This window comes from Okeania sp. SIO2B3 (genome assembly GCF_010672525.1).
Classification (GTDB): domain Bacteria; phylum Cyanobacteriota; class Cyanobacteriia; order Cyanobacteriales; family Microcoleaceae; genus Okeania.
In genome coordinates this window covers 305,930-327,597 of record NZ_JAAHGH010000001.1, presented here as the reverse complement: position 1 = coordinate 327,597, position 21,668 = coordinate 305,930, and the positions used below count along the sequence as shown (strand labels likewise).

At 36.9% G+C, this 21,668-nt stretch carries 14 protein-coding genes and 1 CRISPR repeat array; of the genes, 5 read left to right on the top strand and 9 right to left on the bottom strand.

The window, feature by feature from the left end; translation table 11 throughout:
• Positions 1–835: 835 nt before the first annotated feature.
• The gene (locus tag F6K15_RS01275; RefSeq protein ID WP_293056127.1) at positions 836–1,351 is read right to left on the bottom strand and encodes a DUF2141 domain-containing protein; all 516 of its coding nucleotides are present in this window, start codon (positions 1,349–1,351) and stop codon (positions 836–838) included.
• 887 nt (positions 1,352–2,238) lie between these two features.
• Here F6K15_RS01275 and F6K15_RS01270 point away from each other — a divergent pair.
• Positions 2,239–2,847 (top strand): hypothetical protein, encoded by a 609-nt coding sequence (locus F6K15_RS01270; RefSeq protein WP_293056125.1) that lies wholly within the window; start codon positions 2,239–2,241, stop codon positions 2,845–2,847.
• Positions 2,848–3,245: 398 nt separating this feature from the next.
• Here F6K15_RS01270 and plsY read toward each other — a convergent pair whose 3' ends face one another.
• The 4 genes from plsY to F6K15_RS01250 form a co-directional block, all read right to left on the bottom strand.
• Positions 3,246–3,920 (bottom strand): glycerol-3-phosphate 1-O-acyltransferase PlsY, encoded by a 675-nt coding sequence (gene plsY / locus F6K15_RS01265; RefSeq protein WP_293056124.1) that lies wholly within the window; start codon positions 3,918–3,920, stop codon positions 3,246–3,248.
• 449 nt (positions 3,921–4,369) lie between these two features.
• Positions 4,370–5,680: a DUF3086 domain-containing protein gene (locus F6K15_RS01260; RefSeq protein WP_293056122.1), complete on the bottom strand. Its 1,311-nt coding sequence runs from the start codon at positions 5,678–5,680 to the stop codon at positions 4,370–4,372.
• Between the two features lie 371 nt (positions 5,681–6,051).
• Positions 6,052–6,456, bottom strand: a complete 405-nt coding sequence (locus tag F6K15_RS01255) for a DUF3119 family protein (RefSeq protein WP_293056119.1) — start codon at positions 6,454–6,456, stop codon at positions 6,052–6,054.
• A 675-nt stretch (positions 6,457–7,131) separates the two neighbouring features.
• Positions 7,132–7,929 carry an MlaE family lipid ABC transporter permease subunit gene (locus F6K15_RS01250; RefSeq protein ID WP_293056116.1) on the bottom strand — a complete coding sequence of 266 codons (798 nt, stop codon included), beginning with the start codon at positions 7,927–7,929 and terminating at the stop codon, positions 7,132–7,134.
• Between the two features lie 196 nt (positions 7,930–8,125).
• Between F6K15_RS01250 and F6K15_RS01245 the strand changes: the two genes are divergently transcribed.
• Both F6K15_RS01245 and F6K15_RS01240 read left to right on the top strand, forming a co-directional pair.
• Positions 8,126–8,413 (top strand): hypothetical protein, encoded by a 288-nt coding sequence (locus F6K15_RS01245; protein ID WP_293056113.1) that lies wholly within the window; start codon positions 8,126–8,128, stop codon positions 8,411–8,413.
• Between the two features lie 507 nt (positions 8,414–8,920).
• Positions 8,921–9,433, top strand: coding sequence for an Hsp20/alpha crystallin family protein (locus tag F6K15_RS01240; RefSeq protein ID WP_293056111.1), 513 nt, complete (start codon positions 8,921–8,923; stop codon positions 9,431–9,433).
• Between the two features lie 120 nt (positions 9,434–9,553).
• Here the strand turns inward: F6K15_RS01240 and F6K15_RS01235 are convergent, their stop codons facing one another.
• The gene (locus F6K15_RS01235) at positions 9,554–9,964 is read right to left on the bottom strand and encodes a type II toxin-antitoxin system VapC family toxin (RefSeq protein WP_293056109.1); all 411 of its coding nucleotides are present in this window, start codon (positions 9,962–9,964) and stop codon (positions 9,554–9,556) included.
• A 158-nt stretch (positions 9,965–10,122) separates the two neighbouring features.
• Positions 10,123–10,389, bottom strand: coding sequence for a hypothetical protein (locus F6K15_RS01230; RefSeq protein WP_124146854.1), 267 nt, complete (start codon positions 10,387–10,389; stop codon positions 10,123–10,125).
• Positions 10,390–10,515: 126 nt separating this feature from the next.
• On the opposite strand from F6K15_RS01230, the gene F6K15_RS01225 reads away from it, so the two are divergent.
• Entirely contained in the window at positions 10,516–11,427 is a 912-nt protein-coding gene (locus tag F6K15_RS01225) for a DNA cytosine methyltransferase (protein WP_293056101.1), read from the top strand.
• 533 nt (positions 11,428–11,960) lie between these two features.
• Positions 11,961–13,243: direct repeats of the CRISPR family, unit length 36 nt; unit sequence CTCTAGTGCTTCGTTTGAAGCGGAATTAATGGAAAC.
• Positions 13,244–13,468: 225 nt separating this feature from the next.
• Here F6K15_RS01225 and F6K15_RS01220 read toward each other — a convergent pair.
• Both F6K15_RS01220 and F6K15_RS01215 read right to left on the bottom strand, forming a co-directional pair.
• The gene (locus F6K15_RS01220) at positions 13,469–14,029 is read right to left on the bottom strand and encodes a biopolymer transporter ExbD (RefSeq protein ID WP_293056099.1); all 561 of its coding nucleotides are present in this window, start codon (positions 14,027–14,029) and stop codon (positions 13,469–13,471) included.
• A gap of 301 nt (positions 14,030–14,330) precedes the next feature.
• Entirely contained in the window at positions 14,331–15,089 is a 759-nt protein-coding gene (locus F6K15_RS01215) for a MotA/TolQ/ExbB proton channel family protein (RefSeq protein ID WP_375341031.1), read from the bottom strand.
• 705 nt (positions 15,090–15,794) lie between these two features.
• Here F6K15_RS01215 and F6K15_RS01210 point away from each other — a divergent pair.
• Complete coding sequence (locus F6K15_RS01210) at positions 15,795–21,440, top strand: response regulator (RefSeq protein WP_293056093.1); 5,646 nt, start codon at positions 15,795–15,797, stop codon at positions 21,438–21,440.
• Positions 21,441–21,668: the final 228 nt, after the last annotated feature.

The window sequence follows — 21,668 nt, the reverse complement described above, 5'->3', positions numbered from 1 at the left end:
TTCAAGGTGCTAGTTTGCTACGATTAGTAGCTAGGTTTTTAGAGCGGTTAAATACCTTTGCCGCTTTTATAAGTATAACATAAAGTTGCCCTAAAAGGGCAAGGCTTTAAACCCAATTTTTCGGTAAGAGGATGTTTGAAAAGTTGTTTAATACTGAATTTTGCCCCCCGAGCAAGCCAATTCTGGGGGGAACAAGAATCCATTAGCTGGTAAGATTCAACCAATTTTGGGGGATTTAGGGGGCTTTGTTGCTACATCAAAGCCCTTTTCAGACAACCTCTAAAAGTGTTGTTTCCTGCGGAAACGCTCTACGAACATAACAGTAAGGGGGAATGGCTATCCTCTCCCTGCAAGATTTTTGCTTGTGAAGATGTGGTTCATCAATATGAAAAGCGCTGTAAGGTTAGGAGATTAATAAAAGTTGAAACCCTTTTGTATTTATTCTCCCTGTTGCCTTTTACATAGCGCTATATTTTTGAACTATGCCGCTCTTCGTGACATACTCCCACCCTAACCCCAAAGGTATAGCGTGGGCTTCTCGCTTCATAGTCCTGCCATTGCATCGGACTCCACGAGCTTTAAGGACGGGATGCCCCGCCGCCCTTTTTGCAAATAAAAAAGCTGCTCACCTAGCCCCGCAATCAGATTTTACATTCCCAACGGATTACTAGGATGGATGGGATATAACCCCATACCTTATTTTATTTTCATGGTTCATCACTGGCGGTTGTTAACTCAAACCAGCTTGAGTCTATCATAACATAAAATTTGTAAATTAATGGCACATCGAGTCCCATTAATTTACTGTCGATTCATCTGGTCACCAAATTTTCAATTATGGTGTGAGGCTTCTCGACGCTCTAGCTAAAAGATATTGCAATTTAATCCGAATATTGTTTTTTGGACCGACAATAATTACAACTACATCTCCAAATTTTGGAGGACCAGTGAAAATTTTTGGGTCTCTCGAAAAGCCAAAACCTTCTTTGGGGATGCCAAGGCCATTAAGATTGAAAACGCCATCGTCATTAATATCATGGAAGGCAGCAACGCCATAACTTCCTGGTTTCAAGTTCTCAAATGTAATTGCGGGAGTCCCTTCCTCTAGAGCGACACACTTTACTTGCAAAGCGCGATCGCCGTCACTGGGAAATCCTTGACTGCCTGAAAAAAGACTGAGGCAAACTTGTCCATTTTGATTCTTCAGACCATCAATATTAACAGTCAAGCTACTATTGACTTTCAAGTTATTTTTTGCCAAGTTACTGTTTAATGTTGCTCTAGCCTTCTGTGGAACGACTAGATTTCCCATAAAAGCCAGCAGTAGAATACTGAAAAAAAATCGTTGCATTATATCTCCTAGGAACGGTCAAACTAGATTTTTTAATGATTTCAATAGGATTTTTGATTAATACTAATCCTATTACGAAAGCTCAGATCGGTCCAACTTTTGTATCATTGACCAAAAACTCAGTGCCCATCAGATAAATTATCAAAATAATTGGGTTGCGCAACCCCGCCTTTTAAGGCGATCGGGTTTTTGGAGAGTTGCTCAAATCCCCTACTTCCCCTCCTGGCTCCCCTCCTGGGAGGGGCGGGGGTGGGTTAACTTCTGAGTTCTGAGTTCTGAGTTCTGACTTCGTTAAGACAGGCCCAATTAGAGGTCGTGTCTTCAACTCCAAAAGCTTCCATAAAAATTCCACAATGTAAGCAAGCAATTACAAGGGTTTGACCTTTTCCTAGTTCGATCGCAAAATAATAGAGGTTATCTGCATGGAAATTTAAACTGAAAAATATTTTGCTTTAGAAGAGACTACAGAGTATTTTTAGGAAAAAATACCATAAATTTAGCAAATATTCAAGTATAAATTCTTTTCTGCGAAATTTATCGAGAAGTAGATTTTTCACAAAAGGAGTAATATCATGTCCGTTGGTATCGTTTGTGTAAACCCAAGGGTGAATATCTAGAGGAAATTTAGATTTTTTTCTTGCTCAATAACCTTCCTCCCTCTTCTTTCCTCTTCTCTCTTCCTTCTTACTTCTTCCTTACCTTTGCTATACAATACCGATGCTACCGGACATGATATAATACCATGCTCAACATTTACATTTTTTGGATCGAGATTTCCTATAAATATCTCTCTTAACTGTTGCCTATTCCCTCAAAAAAAAGTTTTGTAAAATTACTCGATCAAATATATATAACATCTCAAACCTAAAACCTTCTTCAAGAATATCATGGAAGATTTACTAATAATAGAAACAACAGCTAATTCAATTATCAAAAAATCTCCGAATAAACCTTCTCCATATTCTGTTGTCTCTGCACTTATTCAAATTGAAAAACAGTCAAAAAAACAAGACAAAAAATACAATATTGAGCAATTATCGGGCCATTGGCAATTATGTTTTATTACTGGTACGAAAAAAACTAGAAAACGAGCAGGTATTGTTCTGGGAACTGGACGTTATATTCCGAATTTTGTAAAAATTATGCTCTCCTATTTTTCTCCTCTCAATACTTCTGAAACACTTGAGCAATTAGAAATAGGTAGGGTAGAAAATACTGTGGAATTTGCTGGTTTAAAACTATCTCTTTCTGGTCCGACAAAATTTATAGACAAAAAAAATATTTTGGCGTTTGATTTTACAAAAATTACAGTCAAATTATTAGGAGTAAAACTCTATTCTGGATATATTCGAGGTGGTCAAGAAAGTGAAGATAAATTTGCCACTGAAAGTGTGGGAAAGCAAGCTTTTTTTGCTTACTTTTTGATTCAAGAAAAATTTATTGCTGCGAGAGGAAGAGGAGGGGGTTTAGCTATTTGGAGAAAATTGGAAAATTAGAACTTCAACAATTCATTCAGAAGGAAGAAGGAAGAAAGAAGAAGGTTTTATAGCACTGCGTCTTTTGGTTAGGACAATAAATTTGGGTTGTAGGGGAGACTATACATAAACAATTTTCCCTTTTGCTCTCTGCTTTCTGCCTTCTTCAACTAAGAGGATATCTGAAAAGTTTTTTGATACTGAATTTTGCCCCCCGAGCAAGCCAACTTTGGGGGGAACAAGAGTCAATTTCCTTGCTCTAGTCCCCCAATTTTGGGGGATGCGCGGGGGCACTGAATTTTGCCCCCCGAGCAAGCCAACTTTGGGGGGAACAAGAGTCAATTTGCTTGCTCTAGTCCCCCAATTTTGGGGGATGCGCGGGGGCTTAGATGTAGCAAATGGGACTTCTCAGACAACCTCTAAGATTCCGTTGACAACTTTTGCCCAATTCTTGGTTCTTTACCATCTAAAAGTCGTTCAATATTGCTGCGGTGACGCCAAATTACATACATACCACCAGTAATAGCAAATATTTCATAAGGCAGTGGTTGACCTGTGAAAAACATTAACCCAGAAACAGAAATAGCAGCAATGATAGAACTCAGAGAAACAATACGACTAATAGCTAAAAATACAGCAAATACAGAAAGTGTTCCTAAACCGACAACCCAAGACATTGCTAACAAAATACCCAGACTAGAAGCAACTGATTTGCCTCCCTTAAAACCAATCCAAATAGACTTAGTATGACCGAATATAGCTATTAGTCCTGCTAAGATTACCATCCATTCTTTTGCTATATAAACATCAGGTATTCCAGCAGTAATAGTTAAGTTTTGCGCAAACAAAAGAGAGTAAATATAGCGGACTAGAGCGATCGCTAATACCCCTTTTAAAATATCAATAATTAACACAGCCAAAGCAGGCCATTTGCCGACGGTTCTTAATACATTCGTCGCACCTGTAGAACCCGAACCTTGTTCGCGAATATCGATTCCGTAGAACCACGAACCTATCCAATAACCACTAGGAGTAGCACCCAATAAATAGGCAATAATTAATATTACTCCGTTTAATAATAACCAGCTAATCATTAAATTATTCCTTTAAAAAAAGCATCAATAGGAGGAACAAATTTAGCATAGCTAATTATTGCTTCTATATCCAGAATCCCTCTGAATTAGCTTTTTGCTTGCTCCAATTGAGAAATATTTATACTTCTTTGAGATATAGCAGAAGGAATAAGGAAGAGGGAAGGAGGTTTTAGTTATCTAGGAGAGAAAAAGAAAGAAGGAAAAATTTTGCATTGTCTGAGTTTTAAGCTTTTGATATGTCCAGACCCTTTCCTTTGACTGCGATATTGTCATCAATCTAGCTATTAATTTTTGATTTTTTTATTTTGGGTTTAATACCCCAGCATCTACACAGTGTTTATAATTGGTTGGGGTTTGAGTCCCCATCGATTTTTTCTTCCTTCCTTCCTTCTTTCTTCTTCACTTCTTCACTTCTTCCCTCTTCCTTCTTCCTTCTTCCTTCTTCAATTTCAAAATCTATCTATTGAGTTTTGAGCTCCAGGTTCAGGAGCAAAAGCTAACCACAGAGGAAACTGTAACATTGAGAGACTAATTCTATCTTCCGTATCATCGATCGCAATTATCGGTAATTTTCCCTGTTTTACCAATCGATCTGCTTTTTGGGCCAAGATTTCTGGGTCTTCAAACAAAGCTACACCTCTATCTGGGCTAAAATCACGGCGGTCAATCCCTAGACAATCTTGTAAACCCCGACGCCATTCTCCTAAACGTTCCGGGGAATTAGCAAGTATCAGAGCGCGTACTCGTGTATCATACAAATCTCTTAATACAGAAAAAATTGCCGAAGCAACCAAAATATTTTGCAAGCGACTACCCATAGTTCGCAGGGCGCCACGACCACCTTGAACGAAAAACCAGTTAGAAACTCTTTCTGCATGAATAGGTTCAAATGTACGCCGTAATTTCCAGGGCGGGCCATAATAATCTGGCATCTTCCGATATTCATCAAGAATTTGGCGAATTTGTCTAGCTTGCTCCTCAAAACCCATTTCTGCAAATTGAGGAGTTTCAGCATTTCTGACAGACCGAGGAGAATTTTCCATAACAGAAGGCGTTGGAGGTTCCTGTATCTGTGGGGTTAATTCTAACTGTTCGGCAGCAAGAGCTAAATCTTGTAAACTTCCTACTAAGTAATCTTTAAATCCCTGAATTCTAATTGCTAAATCTTGAGAAGCACCTGCAAAAGTAGTTCGCATCTCTTTCTGAATACGTTCTTTGCGACGTTCTAGTTTTTCGACTTCTACTTGCAATATTTGTCTACGGGACTCCAACTGATTCAAAGCTTCAGGTAGCAGACGCCCTATGGCCTCAGTTTGCGCCATTATTTCTTGCTGTAATTTGGCCTTGGTTTGTTGTAGAGTAGCTATTTCTTCCTTTAAATTTTCTTCTTGTTGCTGTTGAAGGCCATTAACTGGTGGTGTTAATTCTATTTCAATGTCTTCAACTGGGGGAGTTGTAGGTTCTTCTTTGATATTAGGAGTATCTGTAGAATTCTCTTCTACAATTGGGGGAATTGTAGGTTCTTCCTTGATATTAGGAGTATCTGTAGAATTTTCTTCAACTAATGGAACATACTCTGCATCTATTGGTTGAGTTACAGCAGTTTTGTAAGGTTTGACACTTTGTTCATCTGTTGGAATGACTTGAGTCTCAACCTCTTCATCTAAATCCCAAGGTGAAGGAACTATTTCATTTATATTATTTGAAGTTGTTGTTGATTGGTTTTTTTGTTCTTCTGGTTGTGTTTCGTCTGGGTACATAATGGGAAAAAAATTATCAAGACTTTATGCTATTTTCATCCAGAGTTTTAAACTGAATGGTTTTCATTTTCTACTTTAAGCTTTTGTAGATATTTGCTCAAAGGGAACGAGTAATATCAAGGGTGATAAATGTTTGCTAAATTTTCGCATTGCGGGGGACCCACCCCTAACCCCTCCCAGGAGGGGAAATAGGGGAGTGGGTAGGGACGTTGTATGCAATGTCCGAGAGCGAGAAGTAAAAATAAGAATAATTAACAATAACTAGCTAATAATTATCAAAAAAGTTATTCAGTCTGTGTTAATTACTTAATAATTGAAGTACCACTTAAAATATAGCATTCTTTTTTCACCCTTGGTATAACAGAGATTGACTACGCTTCTATTGAATTCTGATTTGAGGGTAAGTGTTTTTCTAGACAAATTTTCAGTGTTTTAGGGTCAAAAATAATTGGTAGAAAGTGGATACTTTTAACTTCTCTAAAATAGAACAAAATTGGGACAGGAGACCAGAATATTTCCCAGTTTAGCCAATCTTGATAAGGAAAGTTTCGTATTAGTTTTTCTGAACGATATACTTCTAGGGTTATATCAGTAAATTTAAGACGGATAGTTGCTGTTTGAAATAATAGAAATAGACCAAATAGAGCGATCGCTAGACTTACCCATGGTTGCCAAAAGGCCAAAGGCAATGCACTAATTATTAGTACTAGAGGAATTTTATAATTAGGGGCAAGTTCGATAGTTTGTTTGGCTTCGGATGTAGAAATAGTAGTCATAGTTTTATTTTATTTGCTCAATGGCACAATTATTTATGTAAAAGGTAGTAATATCAAGTTCGTTGGCTACGGTTCCCGAGAAATCGGAGTAATATAATTCTTTCGATTTTCATACAATGGGTAAGGGTGAATTGCCATTTATCCCTAGATCATAGACTCTTATCTTTAATATTAAATAACACCGATGCTACGGGATTTAATATGATAGATAGCATGAATAATTTATCAGTTTAAACATCCTCAAAACTCAGAAAAATCTAATTTGCTTAAAATCATCAAAATTACGCTCCTAAAAATCAATTTCAAATGAATGTTTTTAGTTTTTCGTTGACAATAGGTCAGACATAAGTGACTAATTTTGACTTTTAATATCAAATCCGGTTAAACAGTTATAGAATGATTAAGTCAGGAGTCAGAAGGAGAGAGAATTACAAAGATGAGCGTAGTTATGACGATTGGAGAACTTTTTTATGTCCAATAAAACAGATTTGATATAATTTACAAACAAAATAACAAAATAATTAGTTGGCCTGCTCCTAGATTAACAGAAGGAAAGCAAAAATCAAGAATTTAAAAAACCTACTCCCCATCTCCCCATCACCCCAAATTCCCCTCCTGGGAGGGGGAGGGGCGAGGGGTGGGTCCCCATCTCCCCATCACCCCTATTCCCTAACATTAAAAACTTTGCTTCATTGCTCCACCAACACCTTGAAACATTGCCCAAGATAGAAAGAAATTAAAGATAAAAATAGATATTAAGGCTGTCACAACTGCTGTAGTTGTAGATTGGCCTACTCCTTTCGCCCCACCAGTAGTAGTTAAACCCCAACTTGTACCAATTACAGCAACTAAAACACCAAATACCATTGATTTAGCTAATCCACTGCACAAATCCCAAAGTGTTAGAAAAGTATGGACAGAACTAATATATATACTCTGGGGAATATCATACATATTAACTGCTACCATAAGTCCTCCCAATATAGCAGCTATCAAACATAACAAAGTTAAGATTGGCATCATTACAGCACAAGCAATAACTCTAGGAATAACTAAATAATCTACCGGATCGGTTTTCAGCATATATAGAGCATCAATTTGCTCTGTCACTTTCATTGTGCCAATTTCCGCTGCAAATGCCGAACCTACTCGCCCCGCGACAACAACTGCTGTCAATACAGGACCTAGTTCCCTGGTTAAAGTTATAGCCAACATACCCCCAACCATATTAGCTGTACCGAAGGAAACAAGTTCCCTGGCAACCTGAATGGTAAATACCATACCTACAAAACTAGCTGTCAGTAAGACAATAAGTAATGATTCTGGACCAACTATCGCCATTTGCTCAACAGTGTTACGACGATGAATTTTGCCCTTTAGGACATGAAAAAAGACTTGGCCTGCTAAATATGCTGCCGCCAACATCCGTTGCCCCCATACCCCGAAATTTAACTTAAAAGTAACCTTACTCAATAGAAATTAATAAATTAGAACACTAAAGGAAATGAATGAGAGAAATTTACCAATCTTCAACAAGATTGTTTAACCAAGGTTGAAGTTTTCTGACAGATTGACTGATTTTAAGCGATCGCTCTCTATCTTAGAAAGTAAGCCATATAGGCTTACTTGCGACTGAGGTGGCATTCTGACTGAACTTATTTTTACATATATGAATATTTTGCCTAATCTTCTACGTTCTTTGTTAGTTACAAGTATCTTTAGCTTTGTAACTCCTATTGTGTTAATTGGGGCTAGCTGGACGAGCTTTGCCTTAATTAGTCATTTTCCCAGTTTACGGACAATTGGTCAATCTGGTGTTGCCCAAATTTGGCATTTCTTGGCCACGTTTGGCAATGGCCATCCCAGCCAAGGATGTTTGGTTATTGCTGTCACTTTTAGTTTAGTGGGGGCAATGTTTGATACTTATGTATTTTGTCAAAATCCTAGAGGACATTAGAAAAGAGGGAGTAGGAGAGTAGGGGAGTGGGGGAGTGGGGGAGTAGGGGAGTGGGGAGTATTTTTCTACTTTTTTCCCCTATTCTCCTTGCTGAATTTCCTGACTTCACCAGTCCTGTAGGTCGCTCTACCAAAGGAAACCCTAACTGAAGACCGTAACCAAAAACACATACTGCATACAAAGATACCACTTAGGGGTTCTATAGAAACTAACAACGATATTTTTTGCCAGAAAATTATAGATGTTCGGAAATTGCGATCGCACAGTAGGAAGGAACCGAATTCAATTATTTTTCTACTTAGATTACATTAAAGACAAGTTGAATGAAAACAACTTCAACTGAGTTTTCAAGGGTTTGTTTTTGGTAGTTTGAAAACTGAAGTACGGAAATTGCGATCGCATCTCTGTTATTAACCGAACTTAAGGGCGAATGCCATTCGCCCCTACAATTAGAAACAACAACCAATTCAATTCATACATAAAACATTTATTTAGGAGGCAACAACTATGGCTATTGTACGTTTTTCTCCATGGCGTGAAATTGATTCATTACAGAAAGAAATGAATCGTGTTTTTGACAATTTTGCTCCTTATTTAAACGGTGAGGAAAAAGGAATAGCATTTACACCAGCAGCAGAAATGGAAGAAAACCATGATGCTATTGATTTAAAAGGTGAGGAAAAAGGAATAGCATTTACACCAGCAGCAGAAATGGAAGAAAACCATGATGCTATTGATTTAAAACTGGAAATTCCTGGTTTAGAAGCTAAGGATGTAGATGTACAAGTAACTGCGGAAGCTGTAGCAATTAAAGGAGAGCGTCGTCAGGAAGTTAAAACTGAGGAAAAAGGTATGACTCGTTCTGAATTTCGTTACGGTGCTTTCCAACGAGTAATTTCTCTACCAGCGAGGGTTCAAAATGACCAAGTAAAAGCTGAATATAAAGATGGTATTTTGCATCTACATTTACCTAAAGCTGAAGCAGAAAAGAATAAAGTTGTGAAGGTAAATATTGGTTAATATTGTCTCTAGAGAGAGATAGGAAAAATTAGTAGGGGCGAAAAGTTGTTTGCTCCTACTATTGGGACTTACAGAATTTTTAAGCCCAAATAATGAAACCAAGATAGCTCCGAATTCTCCTCACTCCCTCTCCTCTTCCCAGTCCTCATAAATTAGCCCGTCAATTCGTTCAAATTCCCTAGTATTATGAGTAACTAAAGTTAAATTATTTGCCATTGCTATGGCAGCAATTTGTAAATCATTACTCCCTACAGGAGTCCCTTTTTTCTCTAAATTTGCTCGAATTATGCCATAAACTTCCGCTGATTTATCATCAAAATCAAGCGAAATAAATTCTGACAAAAACTCCTTTTGTCTTAATAATGTTTGGGCAGGATTATTACTTTTATTTGCACCATAAAATAACTCAGCTTTGACGACAGAGCAAACAAACACATCCTTAACAGCTATTTGCTTTAGTCTTTCTCTGATTAGAGTAGAGCGCCGATTCAAATACCTAACAATTACATTAGTGTCTAGTAAATACCTCATCTTTAACCGAAAAATTGTAGTCTAAAACCTCCCTTTTTAAAGGAATAAAAAAAGAGACTATTTCTTATGAAAATCCTCCTTATTGCAGAGGTAATGTTAACGCAGTTCCTCCGGAGGAGGCTAACTGATAACTGATAACTTATAACTGAAATTACCCTTCAGAAACATTCTTGCACACTATCATCTAAACTTTCATCAATGCCTCCATTATCAATTACAATAGGGTCATCTGCACAAGAACCAGCCGTTCTCTCAAAGAAACCTCTACTCCATCCTAATTCTTCAGGAGTTTTAATTGTTTTATTTGCTAATTCTTTCGTCAAAATAACTTGAATCTCCTCTGTTAAAGTCCTACCGTTATTTAAAGCTTGATTCTGTAATTTTTCCAGGATTTCTGGCTCTAAATTATCAAGAATAATAGTCATAACATTACCTCCTTATTAGTTCTAATTTAATCATTTAATAACAGCGCTTTCCTAATATTACCATCATATACAATATTAAAAGCTGAGAACTATAATGCTAATTGCTGACTGCTATTTGGAATATAGATGCACAAAATAAACGTAATTGACCTTTTCTGTGGATGTGGTGGTATGTCGTTAGGCTTTCAAAATGCAGGTTTTAATATAGTTGCTGCTTTTGATAACTGGGAGCCAGCAATTAAGGTCTATCGTCAAAATTTTAATCACCCAATTTATCAATATGATTTGAGCAAAACTGATTTTAATTATCAAACTTTTATTCAAGTTAAACCAGACCTAATTATTGGCGGTCCTCCTTGTCAAGACTTTTCTAGTGCAGGCAAGCGTAATGAAGATTTAGGTAGAGGAAATTTAACTATTTCCTTTGCTCAAATAGTGGCTAATATTTTGCCTCAAATTGTTGTGATGGAAAATGTTAGTCAATTTATTAAATATACAAAATATCGAATGACTAAAGAGATTTTTAAAGCTGCTGGATATGGCATGAGTGAAAAAATTATTGATGCAAGTTTCTGTGGGGTGCCTCAAAAGAGAAAGAGATTTTTTTTGATAGGAGTTTATGGAGGTAAAGACAAAGAAATTGAACCATACTTAGAAACTTATTTAGCCAAAAAACCGATGACAGTTAAAGATTATTTTGGGGATAAATTAGAAATAAAACATTATTATCGTCATCCCAGAAGTTATAAAAGACGAGCAATATTTAGTATTGATGAACCTAGTGCTACGGTCAGAGGAGTGAATCGACCAATTCCTCAAACTTATCAAAATCATCCAGGAGATTCAGCAAAATTATCCTCAGAAATTCGACCATTAACAACAATAGAAAGAAGCTATTTACAGACATTTCCTGAAGGTTTTATTTGGGAAGGTTGTAAAACAAATTTAGAACAAATGATTGGTAATGCTGTTCCTGTAAAGTTAGCTGAATATGTGGCAAATAGTATTTTAGAATATCTGAAAAATCGGCGTTGCTGAATTTAAAGTATGAATACGCGATTCAAGCCCCCGCGCATCCCCCAAAATTGGGGGACTTCTAGAGTTTTATTCCCCCCAAAATTGGGGGGCTAGGGGGGCTTGCATCATACCCAGAATCAGCAACGCCGAAAAATCAAATTTGAAAAAAAATCTGACTCCTGACTTCTGACTTCTAAATTCTAACTTCTGACTTTCCAAAGGGGTTGACAATTTGTATACTTAAAGTTAAGATAAAAAGTAAGGAGGTAGGTATAAAGAAACTTTTAAAATGAATAGCAGTGCTTTTTTAGTCATTTATAGTCTTTAAGGAATGGTTAAAAGGTAGTTTTTCATCTTTGCATGATACCCCACATACACGCCTCTGAGAATCGCTAAAACCCTGATTCTCTCGTTTACCCGTGTATGTGCTTTGCCAGGAGCGGGTTTGAGGGTGGTCATTTTGGCAAAAATTGCTTTGTTGATTTTTTTATCAAAGGGGCGTGTATATTTGGGGGTCTGAAAGTCTTACTGTGTCGTGGTTCTAAAACTGAACTCTCTAGTGCTTCGTTTGAAGCGGAATTAATGGAAACAATAGGATTTATCGTTGTCTAAGTACAGAATGAAATTCTGTCTCTAGTGCTTCGTTTGAAGCGGAATTAATGGAAACTTTGGATACTCAGATACAAGAGGTACACGGTATCCACTCTAGTGCTTCGTTTGAAGCGGAATTAATGGAAACTTTGGTTGGTTTAAAACGGAATCTTTGCTTTGTCTCTAGTGCTTCGTTTGAAGCGGAATTAATGGAAACGATTAGGATTTTTTACTCTTTCAGACACTCGATCAGCTCTAGTGCTTCGTTTGAAGCGGAATTAATGGAAACGTCAGCAGTTTCAGGGTCAAGACCTCCCCTTTCAACTGCCTCTAGTGCTTCGTTTGAAGCGGAATTAATGGAAACGACTTGACCTGCTACGTGAAAATAATGTGAGTAAATACCCGGCCTCTAGTGCTTCGTTTGAAGCGGAATTAATGGAAACTAAAGGTCCAAAATGCGACTCCCAAAACCATTCTCTAGTGCTTCGTTTGAAGCGGAATTAATGGAAACGCAGCTGGAGTTTGACCGAAAAACAAAAACTCGTATATCACCTCTAGTGCTTCGTTTGAAGCGGAATTAATGGAAACCCCACCGTTGGCTGTTTGTGACGGACTCAATGTTGAGAGCTCTCTAGTGCTTCGTTTGAAGCGGAATTAATGGAAACGTTAATGAGTTAGGACTTCTTTTAGAGCATCTCGTCTCTAGTGCTTCGTTTGAAGCGGAATTAATGGAAACCTCTTACTTTTTGCTCTTCAGTATTTTTTTTAATCACTCTAGTGCTTCGTTTGAAGCGGAATTAATGGAAACTGCTAGAGAAAAACTAACATGTTTTAATTTTTTAACTCTAGTGCTTCGTTTGAAGCGGAATTAATGGAAACGAGAGAGTCTGCTGAATTAATGCTTGACCTATTGCTTCACTCTAGTGCTTCGTTTGAAGCGGAATTAATGGAAACTTCTAACTCTCCATTCTTAAAAGTGTCAATTTGACTCTAGTGCTTCGTTTGAAGCGGAATTAATGGAAACATTTCTCAATACCGCAACCCGAGCGGTCAGTGTGACTCTAGTGCTTCGTTTGAAGCGGAATTAATGGAAACAACAGAGGAGACCATGAATTCGCTAAATCTATCAGCCATCCTCTAGTGCTTCGTTTGAAGCGGAATTAATGGAAACCTCAGAGCTACAGCTATCGCCCGCTTGTGCGGAGTTGGGATCTAGTGCTTCGTTTGAAGCGGAATTAATGGAAACCTCCTCAACATCAGGGGAAGTTTTTTTGCCAAATTTTCCCTCTGTGCATTAGAAGCGATCGCTATTACTACAGAGCTTTTGCCTATCTCTGAACCTCATAGTCACAACAAAAATCGCGTAGGGGAGTTGTGCGGTAGCAAAACACACCCTACCAATAGCTCAAGTAATATTAAAAAAAGTTTTTTTAGGCAACAGGAAACAGATATTTGCATCAAATGAAAAGACTCAATCTGCAGATGACTCAGGAGCAGTAGGTAACTGAAATTCATTGGGGTTGACTGTCCTTGCTGGAGTGGGTTGTTGTTTGGACTCAGACTCAGAGGGAGTAACTGAAGAATCAGTATTATCAGTATTGGTAGTAGCACCAGGACCTGTTTGAGGTGCGCCTGGTAAAGTTGCTAGAGCCACACGATCGCCTCCTACTTCTCGCAATAAATCTAGAACTTGCACAACATCATTGTATCTTGCTTCTTTCGGAGCATATAATACAACGACTCCACGAGGATTAACTTGATGATATCTCCGCACAAATTTTTCGAGTTCAACTGCATTTACAGCTTGTTGTTCAATAAAGGTTTTTCCCACATCATTTACACTTACAAGTAACATATCTTGTGATTGAGGTTTACCCGTGCTAGCTTTTGGTAAGTCAACATTAATTGCCTGTTGACGAGTGAGTTGTAAAGCCGCTAAAAGGAAGAAAGTTAGAATGCAGAATATGACATCAATTAGAGGTATTAATTCAATCCTAACTTCTTCAGTAGCAAATTCTTGATTAAGTTTCATTGTTTTTTGATTTGGAAAAAATTCACTTCAGTTATCAGTTATAGCGCTGTGCGCAGGCAACAGGCAACAGGCAACAGCGGTGCGACCCCGCGACGACGCCAGCTCGCTTGCGGAACGCCGACCAAGAGAGGGAATGCGCACTCCTGTGAGGCAACAGTTCATCTGGGGGAATAAAAAACTGTTTGCGTAGCATCTCCGTTGGAATAATATAAAACTTTTAACTATTGGACAGTTCTTGTAACTTGTCAATATGCCAGCGCACATTGTTATATCAGTACCTCCTTTCAACAATTATTAATTATTAATTATTATCTGTCTCATCTATAGTTTTATCAATATCCTTTTCCCCTGGAGAATCTGTTGGTTTTGTATTCTGTTCTAAAGAATCTGGAATACTCTGAGAATTCTGCGTCCATGTAGGGGGAAAATAAGTATTATTATCTGGTGAATTGTATTTATTTAAATTATTTAAAGATGTCTGTTGCCAATATTGTCGGTAGAGTAATTCTAATTCATTGCCAGATTTCCGAAAAACCTTTATTTGATTAAATAACAAACTTTGAAATAATCGATAAAATACTAAACTAAAAATAGCTACTACCAAACCAGCAGCAGTACTGATTAAAGCTTCACCAATACCAACTGTCACCCCTGCAGTTGAAGAAGTGCCTAGATCCCCAAGGCGAATCGAACTAAGGGAGCCAATAAGACCCAAAACAGTACCTAGTAACCCCAACATCGGAGCCAAAGCAATAACCCCTTCTAGCAATTTATCTCCCTTACGCATTGAGGCCAACTCATCATCGGCAGAAGCCTCTAGTGCCAATTTAAACACTTCAGGTTCTGGGTTTTGTAATCGCAGAGGAGCATAGAGAAAACGACCAATAGGTTGTTTTAGAGTGCGTCTAGCCATTTCTGTAGCTATACTCCAGTCACGACGTGCCGCTTCTAATACTCGGCTCACAGTTTGTTTTTCCTTAATCAATAGATTTGTCCAGAACCATAAGCGGTCTATTATGGTACTAAGGGACAGAATTGATAAAACTAGCAGAGGCCACATCGCTGGGCCTCCTTTCTGAATCAACTCTTCAAAGGTCACAGTATATTTGCTCCTGCTGTTTCAATTGATTACAATTATTTGTCTATTTACTTTTTTTTGAAGTTCCTTAGAACTATAATGTTATGGGAATCATAGATTGACAAAATTTTAATTAAATGATATAATTTAATCAAAATAAAACTATTAAATTTCTGCATATTTTTTCAGCATTAAGCTTCAGCCATAATTAATTTAAGCTATAAAGTGCAGGCTTACTTTAAGTAGTATAAGTACTATAATTGAAATTGACAATTTGTCCAAAAGAGAAGTTTCTAACAGGGTGTACAGTAGATATTTTACAGAAAGAAGTCAAAATTAACTGGTGCAAAAATTTAGATAAATTGATAATTTCTGTATTGTAATTTATTTGGTTTTGAGTTTTACAAGAATTATCCTAGATAAACTAGGCTTGAAACCTCTATGATTAATTTCAGAGGTATTACTTTGGAGTTTGCAAGTTGTTAATAGAGCTTCAAAGTCCCTCATGATCATAAATAGCTGCAAAATGTAGAAATTAGCATTAGTTAAAAATTATTCTGGAAATTGAGGTAACTATGACAGAAAAGTTATATCAGTCAGACAAAAGTAAATCTTCAAACTTGCATTATTAGGTACTAATTTCTACATCGTTATATTTTTGCTCAAACATCATCAGAGTCATCTAATATGTTTATTCCCTCCATCAGTCAGGCCATTAATTATAGTCCCTTTACCGCTACACCAGAAACTCCTATAGAAGATGTCATTATCTATATGAGTAGTACAGGTGCAAGTTGTGTGTTAATTGTAGAATCATCCTCTCCTTCTCATGTAGTAAAAATATCTCCACAAAGCGATCGCACTACAGAATCTCAAAGCCAAAGTAATGGCTCCAAATCTCAAGATACAAAGCTACAATCTTTCGGGCCAATCATTGGTATATTTACTGAGCGAGACTTAGTACAGCTAATTTCTATTAGCGCTTCCCTAAGTGGATTTCCCATTGCTCAAATTATGATTAGATCTATAATAACAGCCCGACTATCGGAAATTCCAGATATCTTTGCTCTCCTCGCAATATTAGAAAAGCATCAAATCAGCCATTTACCTATTGTTAATGACTCAGAAGAGCTTATTGGCCTAGTGACTACCCGCAGTTTAATCTTCGATCTGCCTCAGACAAATAACAAGAGTCTAAATTTAATAGTCAACAGGCAAGGGGAGGCATCTATTAATAAAAATGGTACTAATAATAAAAATGGTACTAAGGTCGCATCCCAAAAACAAGAATTAGAAGCTCACAATAATGCAAACAAAATAACCTTTGACTCATCCTTAACTTTACCAACTAACTTAATCCAAATTAATCAATTAGAACAAATCTCTGAATCTCAAATTATTCAAGCTTCATCTTCTTTCTCAATTCGGCAAATTGCCCAACTGATGTTTACCCATAATATTAGTTATATTCTGATTACTGAAACCAAAGAAAATCCATATCAAAGTCAGAAATCGACTAAAATATTAGGGACAATTAGCAGTAGAGATATAGTACAATTACAAGCATTAAAAATAGATTTTAATAAAACTAAAGCTGAGACAGTTTGTAATACTTTACCAATGCTAGTCCGTTCTCAGGCCAGTGTAGAAGTAGCTTTAGGTTTAATGAAAAAAAGTTATTATCTGCTGCCTCTAATTGTACAAGCTCCCACAGGCCAGACAACTAATATTATTACTACTACAAAAATCATTCAACAAATACTTTTACCTAAATCATTATATCAATCATTAATTCGCTTTCATAATTATATAGAAAAAACATCTATTCAATTGCAAAAAAATGATGAAAAACTAAAGCAATCTGTTATAGAGCGGGAAAATTTAGAAAAAATTCATCTCAAAACAGAAGAAAGTACAGTTATAGCAATTGAAGGAAATCAAGATGGAGTTTGGGATTGGAATATCAAAACAAATGAAATATTTTACTCATCTCAGTGGAAAAAAATGTTGGGCTATAGAGATGATGAAATTTCCCATAAAATTGATGAATGGTTAAATAGAATTCATCCAAAAGATATCAACAAAGTCAGTGCAGCTGTTCAAGAACATTTAGCAAATAAATCTTTATCCTACCGAATAGAATATCGCATAAAACGCAAAGATCATAGTTTTATCTGGGTTATAGACAGAGGAAAAGCATTATGGAAATCGGGAACACCAGTGAGAATGGTGGGAAGTTTGATAGATATTACTCAGTCTAAAGAAACAGAAATCAAACTAAAATCTCAAGTCAAACAGTACACAGAAATAATTAATAATATTCAAGAGATAGCTTTGAAAACTGATGCTACAGGTAATTTAATATTCTTAAATGAGACCTGGGAAAAAATTACAGGTTTTACTTGTGAAAATAGCTTAGGTAGAAATTATTTAGAGTTCATTCACCCAGAAGATAGAAATAAATTAAATTCTTCAGCAGAGAATACCCAAGAAAATGAAAATATAGAGTTGGTTGCTAGTAATAAAAAATTAGTTGCAGGTTGCTATCAATTGAAGTGGTTAACCAAAAATGGGAATTATTGTTCAGTAGAAATGAATAGTACATTGGTAGCAGACCGCAAAGGCAATATTACTGGTATGGTAAGTACCCTTAGCGATATTTCTGCGAGGATAGCAACCCAAGAAAATTTGCAAGCTAATGAAAAAGCAATTAGAGAATTATATGAAGTTACTACTAACGCAGATAACTCTTTTGAAAGCAAAATAGTTGCATTATTAGACATGGGATGCCGTCGGTTTGGCATGGATATAGGACTATTAGGAAAAGTTTTAGGAGAACGTTATGAGGTCATTGCGGCTCACTTACCAGAAGATTTCTTATTTGGAATAGCCAAAGGAGACGCTTTCGCCATTGAGCAGACATTCGATCGGGAAGTATTGCGCTCCAATAAACCTCTAGCGATCGGATCTGCGAGAAATTCTCAGTGGCGACATCATCCAGCATATACTGTGCGTCGCGTAGAATCTTATCTTGGCACTAAAATTTTTGTTTTGGGAAGAATGTATGGCACTCTCAGTTTTAGCAGTCGTCTTGCGAAGAATAAATGGAGTTCAACAGATATAGAAGTTTTAAAGTTAATGGCGACTTATATCGGTGGCGAATTGTTGCGACAAGATGCTATAGAAACCTTGCAGAAAAAATATCAGCATATTTTATTGCTCAAACAAATTACTCAAGAAATTCGCTCTAGGTTAGACACTAAAGAAATTTTTCAGACTACTGCTACCGAAATTGGGCGAGTATTTGGAGTCAACCGTTGTTCAATTCATAATTATCTTTCTCAACCTTATCCTCATCTCCCTTGTGTTGCTGAATATTTGGAAACTGGTTATGAATCAACTTTAGATTTAGATATTGTAGTTACTTACAATTCTCATACAGAAACATTATTATCAGAAGACAAAGCGATCGCTACTCCAGATATATTTTCAGACCCTTTATTAAAATCATCTGCACCGATGTATCGGAGGCTAAATGTTAGGTCAATGTTGGCAGTTCGCACTTCTTATCAAGGACAGCCAAATGGTATTATTAATTTGCATCAATGTGATTATATGCGTCAGTGGACTAAGGATGAAATAGACTTATTAGAAGATGTCGCCGCTCAGGTAGGGTTAACATTAGCTCAGGCGAAAATATTAGAGTCAGAAGTTACTCATAAACAACAGTTGGAAGCTCAAAATCAAGCTCTAGAACAAGCTCGACAAGCAGCAGAAGTAGCAAACCGTGCTAAGAGTGAATTTCTAGCAATGATGAGTCATGAAATTCGCACCCCAATGAATGGTGTAATTGGGATGACAAGTCTGCTATTAGATATGGAATTAACTTCAGAACAACGAGATTTTGTAGAGACTATTCGCACCAGTGGAGATGCGCTTTTAACTATTATTAATGATATTCTTGATTTTACTAAAATAGAATCTGGTAAATTGGAATTAGAACAAAGTTCTTTGGATATTAGGAACTGTGTTGAAGAGGCGTTAGAATTATTAGCACCGAGGGCAGCACATAAAGATTTAGAGCTTGCTTGTTTAATTGATAATTCTGTACCAGGAATGATTGTGGGAGATGTAACAAGGCTGCGTCAAGTGTTGGTTAATTTGCTAGGAAATGCTGTGAAGTTTACAGAAAAAGGAGAAGTGGTTGTTTCTGTAACGGCTCGAAAAGTTAGTCAAAATGATCGATTAGAAGATATAGATTACGAGCAAATATCTAATTGTGAAGCTCCTAGTAAAATCACAGGTACTTATGACATTCAGTTTGCGGTGAAAGATACAGGTATTGGTATTCCTCGAGACCGCATGTACCGCTTGTTTAAAGCTTTTTCCCAAGTAGATGCTTCTACAACTAGACAATATGGTGGTACAGGTTTAGGATTAGCCATTAGTCAACGTTTAAGTGAAATGATGGGCGGTAAAATGTGGGTGATTTCTCAGCAGAAAGAAATAGATGAATTGACAGAAGAAAATAGGGAAAATATTCAGTCAAAAACTAATGAGAATAACCGAGAAAACGAAGTAAATATTGCCAATTCAAATACTAATGAATCTCTAGTAAATATAGCAGGTTCTCCACCTCCTTACTTTGTTAAACCTGAAAAAGTTAATAGAGGTTCAACCTTTTATTTTACGATTCAAGCCGCAGCAATTACAGTTCCTTCTTCTGAAGGAATTGATAGTTTCTTAAAAGGTAAAAAATTATTAGTTGTGGAAAGTCATCTTGTTAATCAAGAGGTAATAAAACAACAAGTTAATTCATGGGAAATGATACCTATAATTGCTGATTCTGGTACAAAAGCTTTGAGCTGGTTGAACCAGAGAAGAGATTTTGATATAGGAATTATTGCTATGAATCTTTCAGATATGGATGGGTTGACATTAGTGAGAAAGATTCGGAAGTTGGAAGCTGAACAAAATGCCAAGCAAAATAGTTTGTTATCTTTGCCCTTATTAATGTTTACTTATCTCGGCAAGGCAGAAATTTTCCGAGAACTACAAGAGGCAAAAGTTAATTTAGCTGGTTTTTTGAATAAACCAGTGAAACAGTCTCAATTTTATAATGTTTTATTGCAAGTATTTGGTACTACAGCAGATGCAACAGTTAGTACAAAAACTCCTAGTTTAGGTCTGAAATATTTTCAAAAGTTTAGCGAGAGAAGTAGCGATCGCTCTCATCTCCGTATCTTGTTAGCAGAAGATAATGTAATTAATCAGAAAGTAGCAATACACTTACTAGAAAGAATCGGTTATCGTGCAGATGTAGCTGCTAATGGAATAGAAGTTTTAGAGGTTCTCAAGCGAGTACCCTATGATGTGATCTTAATGGATGTACAGATGCCAGAGATGGATGGGATAGAGACCACTCGTCGTATTCATCAAGATTATCCAGAAGAAAAACGTCCTTGGATAATTGCGATGACAGCTAATGCTATGCAGGGCGATCGTGATAAATGTCTCAATGCTGGTATGGATGATTATGTGACCAAACCAATTCGTCGCGATCAATTAGTGGAAGCTCTCAACAGGTGCAAGTTGCCAATACGAAAGGAGAAATCAACGTCTAGAAATGATTCAGCATTGGTCAAAAGAGATCCTCCGAAGAAACCAGTTACTTATAAGCAGCAGAAATTTATCAACGGTAAAGTAAAATCCAACTTTCAGTTGGAGGAAGCAGCATTAGTTAAGAATACATTTCCCACTCCAGGGTCAAGTAGTAGTTTGCTTCCCAGTAATGATGATGAAATCAAGCTTATTTCTCAAGCAGGTTTACAAGAATTGGCAGCAGTTGACGAAAATTTAATTGATTTAGAGAATTCACCAGAAAGCGATCGAGCTATAGCTACAGATTTAGATTTATTGGAGAATATATTAGAAGCAGAAGATGAGAAAAAATCAGCGATAAATCCCAAAACTTTAGAAGATTTCCGCAATCTTTATGATGATGAACCAGATACTCTAATTATTTTGATACAAGACTATCTTGTTGATGGTAATAAGCACATGGATATTATGAGGAAATCTATCAAAAAACATGATTATACTGCATTAAAAGGAGCTTCTCATACTCTGAAGTCTAGTAGTGCTTTACTAGGAGCAATTAATTTTTCTCAATTGTGTCAAGAATTAGAGCACATGACTCGTGCTGTGATTGAGTCTGGAGCAGATTTTAATTTAAAAAAAGCTCTTGAAATTCTTTCTCTAGTTGAAACTGAATGGGAACGAGTTCAAGAAGAGTTAAACCAAGAAATAGGGAGTAGGGGAGTAGGGGAGTAGGGGAGGTCAAGAAAGATTTGGCAATGGCGGTCAGATGGAACATTTTTTTATACCGAATTAAACGGATTTGATCTCATATAGTATCTTATATCATGTTCGGATAATCAGTTATAAAAAAACTTGATCCCTTTTAACCCTTTCTTCCCTCTCTTGGTGCGCATTCCGCAAGCGAGCTGACGCCGACGCGGGGTCGCACCGCTTCTGCCTCCAGCTCCCGCTGCCTTCTGC

Bases quoted from the DNA above. Each gene is read 5' to 3' on its own strand.
- F6K15_RS01275 (WP_293056127.1), bottom strand. From the start codon at position 1,351: ATGCAACGATTTTTTTTCAGTATTCTACTGCTGGCTTTTATGGGAAAT.
- F6K15_RS01270 (WP_293056125.1), top strand. From the start codon at position 2,239: ATGGAAGATTTACTAATAATAGAAACAACAGCTAATTCAATTATCAAA.
- plsY (WP_293056124.1), bottom strand. From the start codon at position 3,920: ATGATTAGCTGGTTATTATTAAACGGAGTAATATTAATTATTGCCTAT.
- F6K15_RS01260 (WP_293056122.1), bottom strand. From the start codon at position 5,680: ATGTACCCAGACGAAACACAACCAGAAGAACAAAAAAACCAATCAACA.
- F6K15_RS01255 (WP_293056119.1), bottom strand. From the start codon at position 6,456: ATGACTACTATTTCTACATCCGAAGCCAAACAAACTATCGAACTTGCC.
- F6K15_RS01245 (WP_293056113.1), top strand. From the start codon at position 8,126: ATGAATATTTTGCCTAATCTTCTACGTTCTTTGTTAGTTACAAGTATC.
- F6K15_RS01240 (WP_293056111.1), top strand. From the start codon at position 8,921: ATGGCTATTGTACGTTTTTCTCCATGGCGTGAAATTGATTCATTACAG.
- F6K15_RS01235 (WP_293056109.1), bottom strand. From the start codon at position 9,964: ATGAGGTATTTACTAGACACTAATGTAATTGTTAGGTATTTGAATCGG.
- F6K15_RS01230 (WP_124146854.1), bottom strand. From the start codon at position 10,389: ATGACTATTATTCTTGATAATTTAGAGCCAGAAATCCTGGAAAAATTA.
- F6K15_RS01225 (WP_293056101.1), top strand. From the start codon at position 10,516: ATGCACAAAATAAACGTAATTGACCTTTTCTGTGGATGTGGTGGTATG.
- F6K15_RS01220 (WP_293056099.1), bottom strand. From the start codon at position 14,029: ATGAAACTTAATCAAGAATTTGCTACTGAAGAAGTTAGGATTGAATTA.
- F6K15_RS01215 (WP_375341031.1), bottom strand. From the start codon at position 15,089: ATGTGGCCTCTGCTAGTTTTATCAATTCTGTCCCTTAGTACCATAATA.
- F6K15_RS01210 (WP_293056093.1), top strand. From the start codon at position 15,795: ATGTTTATTCCCTCCATCAGTCAGGCCATTAATTATAGTCCCTTTACC.